Genomic DNA, 12,661 nt, shown 5'->3' with positions numbered 1-12,661 from the left:
GTTAAACATGATTAAAAAGTTTATAAGATACTTAATATTAGGGTTAGGCTTGTATGCACTCATTGCGACTTTAGTGATCACCTTTTATAAAGATGACCCACAAGCAATGATATGGCAAGACCGTGAGGCCTTTAACGAACGTTACATCAAAAAGCTGTCAATTGATGAGGCAGTTACATTAAACAGTGTACTCGATTATTTAGGAAGCCCCGATTTAACCTATGCCAAACGTAATAAAGACCAAGTATGGCAGATTGTTTTTTACCGTACTCAGCACCAAACTTCAGATGGCATAACCACGATGGATGAATGCACCGGGTTATTATTTAAAAATGGTGAGTTATTTTTATGGGGCCCCAGCGCCTATACAACTTATCAGGAAAAGATCAGGTGATAGCCAATGGATGAGCCTATTTCAAAACAGTTAGTGCGGTTACTGCATAATACACAGCAAATACTGACAATTTATAATGACAAAACGCAGTGGCAACATCTTTATCCGCTTGTTGTACAAACAGCCCAGCACTATCGCGTTTTGTATCAGCAACACCCGCACGCTTTACAAGCGCGTTTAAGCTTGTACACAAGCCACTACGACTTTGCTACAAACCTGGTTATTAACCAATGTGTTATTAGCACCGCACTGTGTGCTAGCCAGCAGTATGATGACGAACTAACCGAGCTTTATATTGGAGTTGCATTAGTAGAGCATTGCTGCGTTGTAGCGCAGCATAATAAAATTGCGCAGCAGCAAATGCTAACACTCAGTGATAAAAAAATATGGCGTTTTCGCCACCAGCTAGCAGCAAAAGTGTTGCTCAGTGCACAGCACCCTACTCAAAATAGCGTGCGTATGTTGGCTAAATTAAATAAGTATAAGCAAGCCTTACTAAGCACTAGCGACATAATGCTATACGACAATGCCATAACCTTGTGTGCATTAAGTAATATTATAGCGATGAACATTACCTATACATCAAAAAAGAACCCATTGAATTTTTACAAAGCTTTGGGTGAATTGTATGTCAAAACAGCTAACCCATTTGCGCAAAGGTTAATTAAGGATTTAATAGCGCACATAGGTCCGCACCTGCCAGGCAGTAAAATTGTTTATAGCGACCAAGCAATGGTTTATCTCGCAAGTGATGAAGCTAACAAGCATATACTTATTAATGCCAATAATGAGAAAAAACTGGCGTGGTACAAGGTTAAAACCTCACTTAAAGATCAACCACTGCAATGGCTATGTACTGATAAACGGGTATTATTTTTAGCCTGGAACAATGAGCACCTAGTCCGTAAAGCCTCGGAGCAGATAAGTTCAAAGGCCGAATTAATCGCATTAGTGAGCCATATAAAAGTAGCGCATGAATATAGTTTTAAAGGTTTAAATAAGTTACTGGCTCCGTTTAGCGAAATAACACATAAGCTTTGCCAAGCAGTCAGGCCTTATAACAATCAGCATCAAGCCGCCAAAGATTTACGCCATAGCTTATCAATGGTTGGCTACGACAATGCACCGGCAATTATTCAGCGAGTAATATTTGAGCAATTAGTGGATACATCACATCATCCGCACAAACATATAGTACTCAATAAACTTAATAGCTTTATTCGTATTTTAGCTTTAATGGTAAGTAATAACCCAACTCAGCAATTTGAACATATAGCCTTGCCCATCTATGGCTATGCGCATTACTTATTAACCCATTGCAGTGCACAGATCTGTGCAAAAGTAAGTATTAATAGCGCGCCTAACCAAACCTACAGTGCCCCATTAGCCGCCTTTTTTGGGGTTGAAACGCTTGATAATGAGCATTTAAATACAGAATTAACTCAATTACTAAGTGATAATCCATGGACCAAACCACTGCTCGATGCTGAACAACAACCCAAAAAAGAGCTTAACGAGCAGCACACATTATGGATTAGTTTAAAGGTCGTGGCGCAAACTATTTTTAAACCCGCTTTACCTTTAACGCCTTGGCAACAACATACTTTAAATGCGCAGCTAAAAGCACAAGGCTTTAAATCTGAGGATGATTTTTTTGCGCAACTGCAAGGCTTATCGCTATATAGCAGCATTTAAGTCACTTATGCTGACTATAAACACAGGTTATACCCTGTATTTATAGTATAAACTGGCAAAATGGGCGATAAGTTGGTATAAATGCGCCCTCAAAATTTATCCACATACGTCACATAAATGACCTAACAAGCAGTTACTATTATCAGTAATAATTTATGTGCGTTTTTTATTCTTTTAAAGGAAAAGTCAATGGCCAAACAAACCATCACAGTGATCAAAGGCGACGGCATCGGTCCGAGCATTATCGACTCAGCACTTGAAATATTAAAAGCCGCAGGTTGCGATTTTGATTATGAATTTGTTGATGCAGGCCTTGCTGCACTAGAAAAAACTGGCGAGCTACTTCCTCAAGAAACAATTGATACCATCGCTAAAAACAAAATCACGCTTAAAGGTCCATTAACGACTCCAGTAGGTGAAGGTTTTACGTCTATTAACGTAACATTACGTAAGCAGTTTGGTTTATACGCAAACGTACGCCCTGTTAAATCATTTGTTGGTACTAAAGCACGTTACGATGATATCGATATCATTACTATTCGTGAAAATACCCAAGGTATGTACTCTGGTTTAGGCCAAGTAGTAAGCGAAGACGGTAACGAAGCAGAAGCTAAATCTGTAATTACTCGCGAAGGCGCTGAGAAAATCATCACGTTTGCTTACGAGTTAGCAGTACGTGAAGGCCGTAAAAAAGTAACCGCAGTACATAAAGCAAATATCTTAAAATCAACTTCTGGCTTATTTTTAAAAGTTGCACGTGAAGTTGCTGAGCGTTACCCACAAATTGAATCTACTGAAATGATTGTTGACGCAACATGTATGAAGCTAGTAATGACACCAGAAGAGTTTGACGTTGTAGTAACAACTAACTTATTTGGCGACATTTTATCTGACCTTTGTGCTGGCTTAGTTGGCGGTTTAGGAATGGCACCAGGTGCAAACATTGGTGAAGATGCAGCTATTTTTGAAGCAGTACACGGTAGTGCACCAGACATTGCTGGCAAAAACCTAGCAAACCCGACTTCTGTAATTTTAGCGTCTATCCAAATGCTTGAGCACCTAAATATGGGCGACACGGCTGAGCGTATTCGCAGCGCAGTAGCTGATGTAATTAAATCTGGCGATCGCACAACACGTGACTTAGGCGGCAGCCACGGTACAACTGATTTCACTCAATCAGTAATCGACCGTTTATAATTTAACAAGGTTAATCTTGTTTTAAGCCTAAAAAGCCAGCATCTTGCTGGCTTTTTTGTATTTTTACCTTTGCTAATTACATCACTTGGCATAACTAAATTTTTAATTATAAATGATTTTTTAATTGCGCAAGCATCACCTTTTATACCACTGGTGTTAAGTTATTAGACATTTAAATCGAATCGTTTTACTGCAAAAATAATTAAACATTTTTGCTAATACGCCTATAAAAACCACCTATCACTAATAGCGCGATTAAATAACCTATTGCCCCACCACTTGATGAAGATTCACTTTGCGCTGCTTGTACCAAGACTGTTAGATCACTATTTATAACGTCATTAGTTTGACTGTCTGTGAGTGTAAGTTTTACTGTATAACTCCCTGCACCTTGATAATGATGACTTGGGTTTTGCGTTGTACCTAGTGGGCTACTATCACCATAATCCCAGCTATACGTATAACTACCAGATCCACCCAATGGTGAACTATTAAATTGTACCGCTAAATTATTTGCCGTATAGCGCGTACTTAATTGCAGCGGTGCGTTAACACTCAAAGCTTGTTGTTGGCTAACACTTACCTCTTGCGTATCGGTTACCATCAATGCCAGGGTGTAATCGCCAGAGTAGCTAAATTGGTAATCTAGGTTTTCAGTTTGCGATACAAGCTCACCATCTATAAGCCAACTCATAGTGTAAGGTGGTTCCCCGCCACTTACGATTGCTTGAGCAGATAACGTTGCACCGTTTAACTGATACGCTAAATTTTCAATTTCTAGCGGCTTTGTAATGGTAATTTGTTTAGATTGTGTTTGCGTAGCCGTCTCACCCGTTGCCGAAAATGTAACGCTATAGGTGCCGTAATCGGCATAGGTATGAGTAGGGCTTAGCTCAGTGCTCGATTGCCCATCGCCAAAGTCCCATAAAAAAGTGTCTGTTGGGGTTAACTTTAAACCTGCTACATTAAAGCTAATAGTTGCCTCGTTTATTGTAGTGATTATTTGCTGTAGCGCATCATAGCTGAGTAAAAGCTCTGCAGTTTCACTTTCAGGATGTTGGCTAACTATCTCAAAGTTAAATCCTTGGGGTGTTAACACCACACCTGATTCAGCCTGCTGCATGAAGCTGTAATCAAAATGGTCATTAAACTTACTAATTGCCGCTAAGTCTTGATCGCCTAAACCGGCACTTTGCTGATATAAACTAAATGCAGCGTCGCGCACTTGTATAGGTGTATCTGCCAATGTGCTGCTACTTGTACCGCGATAAATTGGCTTTTGATCTGCATCAACCACTAAATTAAAACCGCTCCCAGGTTGCTCAGTCGTGTTGTTGTTATCATAAGCACTATTGCTATACCACAATAAAATACCTGGTGAATATTGCTCTGTTTGTAAGCCAGCATCCATCCCTCTATATGCGCGTAGCTGCAGATAGTAGTGGGCTGCTTTAGCATAAATATAACTACTCACGCGGCTAAAACCATTTAACGCTAAGGTAGTACTTGGCTGCTCTGCGTTATTTTTCCAAACCACAGTATTGTTGTGTGTTATTTTTAAATCATCGGCTACAAAGCCATAATAATGTGTGTTTGTATCGGTAACATACTCAATACTTAATGTAATGGTTTGTCCTGCATATTGTGTTAAATCAAACTCATGCTTTAAAAAGCCATTAGGTTGCTGCGCATCTGCATGTAAAAACGAATCACCACTTATATACGGGCCTATATCGCCATAATAGGGGTTGATCTCGGTTGTATAATTACCAACTAAAGGGGTTTGATTTACCTTTACTTGCACAAGGTCATAATCACGCTCAATACTGTAGTAAGCTAAAAAACTAAGAGTCAGTGGTGTAGCCACCTCAGGTAAAGTCACAGTTTGAGAAAGTGTCTGTGTTAGATTATTACCCGTACCAGAGTAAAATTGAAAATCACCTTCAACCGGGGTTTTAAATTTTTCGAGCTGCTGCGCAAGGCTCACTTTAATTTGGCTTTGCTGCTGAGAAAGTGAGCTAGTATAAACAAGCGACTGCAGAGGCTGGCTGTTCACTTCCTCCATGGTTAAATTAAGCTGGTTCACCCAATTGCCTTGGTATCTGTTTTGTAAATACTCAAGCGCCTGCGCACTAAACATAACCGGCTGTGAGCCCCTAGGCCCACCAGCCCAGCTACCCGTAGACATTATTGACCAAGACGATACAGGCTCACCCACCGTATTTGATTGTAAGTCGTACTCATCTGCTAATCCTAAGTCGTGACCAAATTCATGCGCAACCACACCTATGCTGGCATCGATTGGATTTATTGTATAACCCGATAACTTAACGCTACTACCGGCAATACTGACAGGTTCACTGTTTTCATCAAATACGTAGTAGCGGTGAGACCATATTGCATCAACGCCTAAATAGCCTCCACCAGATTCTTCACCAATACTTGAATGAAAAACCATAACATGATCGATAATGCCATTTGGCTCGTTGATTATGCCATCGCCGTCAATATCATCTAAATCTGTTAAATCATATTGCGTTAAATCAATATCGAATTGCGCTGTGGCTTTTTCTACCGCTTCTTTTATCAGTGCGGGGGCATTTATATCGCGTGTGTTGCCTACGCGTTCACCATAGGTTTTTGCATTATTATCTGCCCTAACCCACCCGTAAACTTGCCCATTAAAAGTTAGGCTAGCACCCGATGCGTCGTAGTAATAATCGTGTACGCTGCTAAGCGTTTCATTATTTGGGCCAACAAACCCACCCTTATTAAAAAGTAACTGTTGGTAATGCTCCTTTGTATAATTTTCGTAATACATGTCGGTATCATCATCAACTAGATGATTGTCGTCGTGTTTTAAATCAGGAAAATCAATTAAAATAGCCAGTACTTTAACCTCATTCAGCGCGTTGCTAGGGCTAGCCGTACTGGCATATTGCAGCTGCTTATTGGCTTGCTTAGCTGTGAAGCGATCTTTCATGGCCGAAACAGGTTTTAGCAGTAAAGGGCTAAGCCGCGCAGTATTCGCTAAGTAGCTTTCAACCGTTGGCTTGTTAGTGGTCTGTTGAGTATCAGCGCGTTTATTTAACCAGTACTCTATTCTTTGTTTGTTAATAATACCTGGGTCATGCGCACTGGTATTTGCTGCGTTAAGATTTAGGCTGCAAAGGAATAAGCCAAGCCCTATTATTTTTTTCACTGTATCTTCCCCAGATAAATTATTGCTCTATCATACCTAATATATGCATGGAGCACAGTGCTCAAATCACCTATTTACCCATTATGATTACTCGGTAAAATTAGCATAATTTCTTCATATTTTTTATATAACTACAAATAGCGTGCAATTTTTTAGTATTAAAATAAATTAATTTGAAATTTTAATCCAAAACAGCTCTTTCAAGGTTGACATAAGCACGTAAAACCCTTAAAAATAACCCCATATAGAATTTTTAATCTAAAGCAGCATTTTGCTTTTTATAAAGTGACAATTATGAAAAAACAACTTCACCTTTTAATCGTACTCGTAGTGGTCTTAGTGATAAGCCCAGCGGGGATGTATTAAAAAGTGAAATTGCTTTTTAAAAACCCTCGCACTACGCGGGGGTTTTTTTATGCATAAACAGCGCACAGAGGAATGAGGATGAGCAAACAAGAGTATAATGGTTCTGAACTAGTTGTTCGGGCATTAAAAGAGTTAAAGGTTAAGTATATTTTTGGCTACCCTGGTGGCTCGGTTTTAGATTTATACGATGCACTTTTTCAACAAGAAGACATTGAACATATTTTAGTACGTCACGAACAAGCCGCAACCCATATGGCTGACGGTTATGCCCGTGCCACTGGCGAAGTTGGTGTTGTACTTGCTACCTCAGGCCCTGGCGCAACTAACTGTATTACAGGTATTGCTACCGCTTATATGGACTCAATTCCAATGGTAGTATTATCGGGGCAAGTACCTACTAGCTTAATTGGTGATGATGCATTCCAAGAAACTGACATTGTTGGTTGTTCTCGCCCGGTTGTAAAGCATAGCTTTAACTGCAGAAGCGCTGAAGAAATTCCGGCTATTTTGGCAAAAGCGTTTTACATTGCCAGTACTGGCCGCCCAGGCCCCGTTGTTGTTGAGCTACCAAAAGATATGCTTAACCCAGCAATTAAGTTTGAGTACAACTTTCCTAAAACAACAGAGCTTAGAACCTACAGCCCAAATACAAAAGGCCACTCTAAACAAATTCGCAAAGCGGTTAGTGCTATTTTAGAAGCTAAAAAACTGGTTATATACTCAGGCGGCGGTATTATTTTATCTAACACCTCAGAGCAATTAACTCGCTTAGTTGAATCGCTAAATGCACCTATCACTAATACATTGATGGGCTTAGGCGGTATTTCAGGTATTCACCCAAATTACGTGGGTATGCTGGGCATGCACGGTACCCTAGAAGCTAATAAAGCTATGGCAAATGCCGATGTAATTTTAGCACTCGGAGCGCGTTTTGATGATCGTGTAACCAATAATGTTAAAAAGTTTTGTCCTAATGCAACCATCGTTCACGTAGATGTAGATCCAACCTCTATTTCTAAAACAATTAAAGCACACATTCCAGTTGTGGGCTGTTTAGCCACTGTGATGGAGCAACTGCAAGCCGGCATAGATAAAAGCAGTATTCAAATTGATCGCAGTGCACAAGAAGATTGGTGGCGACAAATTATTAGCTGGCGCGAACAAAAGTGCCTAAGCTACAACACCGATGGCGATAAAATTAAGCCTCAAGCGGTTATAGAAGCAGTGTATAAAGCGACCAATGGCGACGCGTATGTAAGCTCAGATGTAGGGCAACACCAAATGTTTGCAGCGCAGTATTATCCATTTAAAAACCCTCGTCAGTGGATTAATTCTGGCGGTTTAGGCACCATGGGCTTTGGCTTACCAGCTGCTATGGGTGTTAAGCTTGCCTTTCCTGATAAAGAGTCAGTGTGTGTAACCGGCGATGGTTCTATTCAAATGAATATTCAAGAGCTATCTACATGCTTACAGTACAACTTGGCTGTAAAAGTGGTTTCGCTAAATAACCGCTCATTAGGCATGGTACGCCAATGGCAAGATATGATTTACGGCGGTCGCCATTCATCATCTTATATGGACTCATTACCTGACTTTGTAAAACTTGTTGAAAGCTATGGCCATGTAGGCATAAAGGTAGATACGTTAGATGAGCTACAACCTGCTATAGATAAAGCCATGAGCATTAACGATCGTTTAGTATTTTTAGATATTAACGTTGATGAAAAAGAACATGTATACCCAATGCAAATTAAACTAGGTGGCATTGATGAGATGTGGTTACGTAAAGGAGTAAAAGCATAATGCGTCGTATATTATCTATTTTATTAGAAAACGAACCGGGAGCCTTATCTCGCATTGTTGGGCTTTTTTCACAGCGCGCCTATAACATAGATAGCTTAACAGTGGGCACTACTGATGATGAGTCACTGTCACGTATCACAATTACCACTATGGGTGATGATAGAATCGTTGAGCAAATTACTAAACAAGTTAATAAATTAGTTGATGTACTTAAAATTATTGATTTGACCGAAATGAGTCACATCGAACGTGAATTATTACTTGTTAAAGTATTTGCCCAAGACGAAACCACACGTGCAGCAGTTACACGCGTTGTAGATGTGTTCCAAGGTGCTATTTTAGATATGGGTCGCCAAAGCTACAGTTTACAACTGGTAAGCAGCACAGACAAAATAGAATCGTTTTTAGACACCCTACGCCATGAAACCGACATTATTGAAGTGGTGCGCTCTGGTGCTGTGGGTATTGGCCGTGGTGACAAAGCATTAAAAGCGTAATTAATTAAAGCTTAAGCGTTTTATATTAAATCCCTGCTAAGCAATTAGCAGGGATTTTTTGTGTTAAGCCCTGCTTTATATTCCTTTGCATAAATACCTAATTAGGCATGTGGAAATAAACTTAACCAAGTTAAGCTCACTACTTTAATGTAGGCAAAAAAAAAGAGCTAAATAGCTCTTTTTTAAAAAATTCTGTAAAGCGCCAATTAAGGGTTTACTTGGTCTTTAAGACCTTTACCTGCTTTAAAGCTTGGGATAGTTGCCGCTGCGATTTGGATCTCAGCACCCGTTTGTGGGTTACGGCCAGTACGTGCTGCACGTTCTTTAACTGAGAAAGTACCAAAACCTACTAATGCAACTGAATTACCTTCTTTTAAAGAAGAAGTTACAGCGCCAGTAAACGCGTCAAGTGCACGTGTAGCAGCGGCTTTAGAGATTTCTGCATCAGTAGCGATTTTTTCAACTAATTGAGCTTTATTCATTGTTAGATTCCTATTCGTTATTATTTTGCCTTCGCAAAACCTATCTTTATGCATTTTTAAAGAGTTAGCAACAGCAAATTGCATTTTTTGCTTAAATACTTCGAAAATGCGTAAAATTTTAATAATTCTCGGTAAAATACAGCGTGTTGGGTTAACTAAAACTTAATTTAAGTACACAAAAGGCACACTTTAAATAACACACTGCTCTATATTTTTTCGATAACTAAGGTCACTTCCCCAACCTCGACACCAAACTTAACAATAGACGTTCGGTTTATCAAGCGCGATTGTGTAACCAGGTACATCCAATCATCAAAATTAACCTCAAGCGTACTGCCGTCATAGGGTAAGGCCACATTGTAGTTCCAATGAAACACACTGCCTGCGCTTTTACCGGTTGCTATGCCAAGCACATCATCAGCACGTCCCACTAAGCTATTATCGGCATTAAGCGTGACATACCAAATACGCTTTTGTGTTTCACCATCATCATACACAAAGTCTTCCTCTATAACGCCCTCGTGACCTTCCCAGCGCGCATTCATAGTGACAACAAGTTTACGTGTCAGTTCGCCTTTATAATCTTGCACAACGCCGTATGCTTTCAAATCGCCGCTAAAAAACGCTTTAAAATCAAATTCTGGGTTGCTGCTATTGTAGTGTTCTACTTTTGGCGCGGAGCAGCTCACTAAAAATAATGCGACCATTAAAATACATAGCTGTTTAAATTTATTTATATTTCGCATGTTAATTCCCTAATAACTGTTTTCTAAGTGCTGGCTCTGAGGTGTTTGGGCTTAGCCAAATAGCTAAAAACTGGTTGGCAAATTGTGAGTCTGTAATTTCACCTAACTTTTTTTCATTATGATAAAAAGTAGTCTGACCGCTTGGTGACGTTTGTAAGCTTAACGACTCGCCTTTTTTAATGTCTGGCCAAAGAGCGAGCAATTTATCAGCATACTTAGCTGATAAATCACTTTTACCTAAATGTTGCCATTGCTCTTCAGTGGCTTTAACAATGTCTTTTGCTGCAAAATCTCGTAAATAGGTGAGCTTAAATTTTACTGGGTGATCCTGTTGTTTATAACTTCCTGAGCGGGTGTATAAGGTTGCATCGTAAACATCCCAAAATAAATATTCCATGCGCGCCTCGCCCACTTTTTTAAAGTCAGTCTGCTCTTCACTAAAACTCAACGGGGTAAAAAAAGTAGCCATAATCATTGTGGCCGTTACTGCACATATTTTTGCGGTAATATTCATACAAGCTCCTGTTATTGCTTGCTAAAATTTAAAAGCGCTTTAATTTTTTGGTTAATAATAAGAATTAATGTAAAGGCTGCAGCCCAAAGTGAGCCGTACAGAAGCCAAAATGCCCAGACAGGTGAATAAATACTAAGCACGCCAAATTGAGCACCTGAATAATAACTAATTGGCGCAAAGGCTAAGCACACTAAATAGGCTTGCCAAAGTTTGAGGTTAGTAATAAACGCCATTGATGTGTTTAAGCAAAGCAATAATGCAGCCCATAGCAAGGCTAACCAAAGCGGGAAAGGTGATACTTTAAACTCCAGAAGGTTTAGCTGCACAGCAAGGTATTCACATAACAGCGCAATAGGTAAAGCTTTGGCTAATAGCAGCCCATCGAGCTTATGCTGCTTTGATAAAACAAACATAAGCACAACAATAATTGATGTGTATAAAACAGATTGAGCTTCTAAAAACAGTGATAAAAACCACACTGTTTGAAAAAGCACAAAATTAATAATTAAGGGCAATTTCGTCATTTTGACTAGTAAAACGTGGTTTACGAGCCGTTAAATGAACAGTACTAGTTGCTCGCGTTCTAAAAGCACCTTCACAGTAAGCAAAGTAAAATAACCATAACCTGTAAAAACGCTCATCAAACTTGTCACTGTCTAAGGTGTGCCAGTTATCGATAAAGCGTGTGCGCCAATCGGCTAGTGTTCTAGCATAATGCGCACCTATGTCGTTTACAGTATGAATAACCATATCGGTATTGTTTTTAATTTGCTCGCTCATCTCATTAATTGAAGGCAAACAACCACCGGGGAAAATATACTGCTGAATAAAGTCAGAGTTTTTTAAATAATGTTGATAACGTTGATCGCCAATAGTAATTGCTTGAATAAGCATTGCACCGTCTTCTTTAAGCAAGCTATTACATTGCTTAAAAAAGCTTGGTAGATATTCATGCCCTACTGCTTCTATCATCTCTATTGATACGAGCTTGTCGTATTGACCTTCTAATAAACGATAATCGAGCTTGAGCAAAGTTATATTATTTTCAAGCCCTAGCTGTTTAACCTTGTTTGCAACATAGGCATATTGTTCATCAGAAATCGTTGTTGTGGTTACATGGCAGTTGTAATGTGTGGCTGCGTAAATAGCAAACGCCCCCCAGCCTGTGCCAATTTCAATAACTGAATCCCCTTCGTTTATCTCTACCTGCTCACAAATTTGTTTTAGCTTATTTTGCTGAGCGTCCTCAAGTGAGGCGTCTTTTTCAGGATAAACAGCGCAAGAATAAAGCATTTCATCACTTAAAAATGACTCGTATAAATCGTTACCTAAATCGTAGTGTGCAACAATATTCTTTTTCGAACCAGATTCTGAGTTGCTGTTTTTGAGATGGTTGAACCGGTGAGCTAAGCCACTAAAAAACGAGAATTTTTTTTCAAACGCATCTAGTTGTTTTTGGTTTATAGCAAAAATTTCGATTAGTTTGGTCAAGTTGTCACACGACCATTGCCCAAGAATGTAAGACTCACCCGCCCCCACACTGCCAGATAGCGCAAATGCTTTATACATGGCGGTGTCGTTAACGGTAATAGTGGTTTTTAAGTCTGAATGTTGTTGACCAAATACTGCTGAGCAACTGTTCTCAACTAACACTATTTGGCCTGTTTCAATACTTGCAAAGGCTTTGGTGACTAGCTTTTTATATAAGTTTGTAAACCAACCTGTTTGCTCTTGGCAATTTATACTTGAGACTTTTTCCATCTTA

Annotated in this window: 11 protein-coding genes; 5 read left to right on the top strand and 6 right to left on the bottom strand. The window is 39.5% G+C overall.

What is annotated here, in order from left to right:
- Positions 1–7 precede the first annotated feature (7 nt).
- From WDB87_RS12890 to WDB87_RS12880, 3 genes are all read left to right on the top strand, one after another.
- Positions 8–394: a DUF3192 domain-containing protein gene (locus tag WDB87_RS12890; protein ID WP_055013660.1), complete on the top strand. Its 387-nt coding sequence runs from the start codon at positions 8–10 to the stop codon at positions 392–394.
- 6 nt (positions 395–400) lie between these two features.
- Positions 401–2,089 (top strand): hypothetical protein, encoded by a 1,689-nt coding sequence (locus WDB87_RS12885; RefSeq protein ID WP_337850061.1) that lies wholly within the window; start codon positions 401–403, stop codon positions 2,087–2,089.
- Positions 2,090–2,278: 189 nt separating this feature from the next.
- Complete coding sequence (locus WDB87_RS12880; protein WP_055013662.1) at positions 2,279–3,286, top strand: isocitrate dehydrogenase; 1,008 nt, start codon at positions 2,279–2,281, stop codon at positions 3,284–3,286.
- A 202-nt stretch (positions 3,287–3,488) separates the two neighbouring features.
- On the opposite strand, the gene WDB87_RS12875 is transcribed toward WDB87_RS12880, so the two are convergent.
- Complete coding sequence (locus WDB87_RS12875) at positions 3,489–6,488, bottom strand: immune inhibitor A domain-containing protein (RefSeq protein ID WP_337850060.1); 3,000 nt, start codon at positions 6,486–6,488, stop codon at positions 3,489–3,491.
- 444 nt (positions 6,489–6,932) lie between these two features.
- On the opposite strand from WDB87_RS12875, the gene WDB87_RS12870 reads away from it, so the two are divergent.
- Together WDB87_RS12870 and ilvN are read left to right on the top strand one after the other, a co-directional pair.
- Entirely contained in the window at positions 6,933–8,657 is a 1,725-nt protein-coding gene (locus WDB87_RS12870) for an acetolactate synthase 3 large subunit (RefSeq protein ID WP_286248073.1), read from the top strand.
- Complete coding sequence (gene ilvN / locus WDB87_RS12865) at positions 8,657–9,154, top strand: acetolactate synthase small subunit (RefSeq protein WP_004586403.1); 498 nt, start codon at positions 8,657–8,659, stop codon at positions 9,152–9,154. The genes WDB87_RS12870 and ilvN overlap by 1 nt, the downstream gene beginning before the upstream one ends.
- A 206-nt stretch (positions 9,155–9,360) precedes the next feature.
- Here the strand turns inward: ilvN and WDB87_RS12860 are convergent, their stop codons facing one another.
- The 5 genes from WDB87_RS12860 to WDB87_RS12840 form a co-directional block, all read right to left on the bottom strand.
- A complete protein-coding gene (locus WDB87_RS12860) occupies positions 9,361–9,636 on the bottom strand; it encodes an HU family DNA-binding protein (RefSeq protein WP_004586404.1) in 276 nt (91 codons plus the stop codon).
- A gap of 206 nt (positions 9,637–9,842) precedes the next feature.
- Entirely contained in the window at positions 9,843–10,382 is a 540-nt protein-coding gene (locus WDB87_RS12855) for a DUF3833 domain-containing protein (protein WP_337850059.1), read from the bottom strand.
- A 1-nt stretch (position 10,383) separates the two neighbouring features.
- Positions 10,384–10,857, bottom strand: a complete 474-nt coding sequence (locus tag WDB87_RS12850; protein WP_286249266.1) for a chalcone isomerase family protein — start codon at positions 10,855–10,857, stop codon at positions 10,384–10,386.
- Positions 10,858–10,907: 50 nt separating this feature from the next.
- Positions 10,908–11,420, bottom strand: a complete 513-nt coding sequence (locus WDB87_RS12845; protein ID WP_286248060.1) for a DUF2878 domain-containing protein — start codon at positions 11,418–11,420, stop codon at positions 10,908–10,910.
- A complete protein-coding gene (locus WDB87_RS12840; protein WP_286248058.1) occupies positions 11,395–12,657 on the bottom strand; it encodes an SAM-dependent methyltransferase in 1,263 nt (420 codons plus the stop codon). The genes WDB87_RS12845 and WDB87_RS12840 overlap by 26 nt, the downstream gene beginning before the upstream one ends.
- Positions 12,658–12,661 lie beyond the last annotated feature (4 nt).

The sequence above is a fragment of the Pseudoalteromonas sp. C12FD-1 genome, assembly GCF_037414265.1.
Classification (GTDB): Bacteria; Pseudomonadota; Gammaproteobacteria; order Enterobacterales; family Alteromonadaceae; genus Pseudoalteromonas.
Note: the sequence above shows the minus strand (reverse complement) of the source record. Positions and strands in the feature narration are given on the sequence as shown.

Coding starts and splice junctions, on each gene's coding strand:
- ilvN (WP_004586403.1), top strand. CDS start 8,657: ATGCGTCGTATATTATCTATTTTATTAGAAAACGAACCGGGAGCCTTA.
- WDB87_RS12850 (WP_286249266.1), bottom strand. CDS start 10,857: ATGATTATGGCTACTTTTTTTACCCCGTTGAGTTTTAGTGAAGAGCAG.
- WDB87_RS12890 (WP_055013660.1), top strand. CDS start 8: ATGATTAAAAAGTTTATAAGATACTTAATATTAGGGTTAGGCTTGTAT.
- WDB87_RS12880 (WP_055013662.1), top strand. CDS start 2,279: ATGGCCAAACAAACCATCACAGTGATCAAAGGCGACGGCATCGGTCCG.
- WDB87_RS12855 (WP_337850059.1), bottom strand. CDS start 10,382: ATGCGAAATATAAATAAATTTAAACAGCTATGTATTTTAATGGTCGCA.
- WDB87_RS12870 (WP_286248073.1), top strand. CDS start 6,933: ATGAGCAAACAAGAGTATAATGGTTCTGAACTAGTTGTTCGGGCATTA.
- WDB87_RS12840 (WP_286248058.1), bottom strand. CDS start 12,657: ATGGAAAAAGTCTCAAGTATAAATTGCCAAGAGCAAACAGGTTGGTTT.
- WDB87_RS12860 (WP_004586404.1), bottom strand. CDS start 9,636: ATGAATAAAGCTCAATTAGTTGAAAAAATCGCTACTGATGCAGAAATC.
- WDB87_RS12885 (WP_337850061.1), top strand. CDS start 401: ATGGATGAGCCTATTTCAAAACAGTTAGTGCGGTTACTGCATAATACA.
- WDB87_RS12845 (WP_286248060.1), bottom strand. CDS start 11,420: ATGACGAAATTGCCCTTAATTATTAATTTTGTGCTTTTTCAAACAGTG.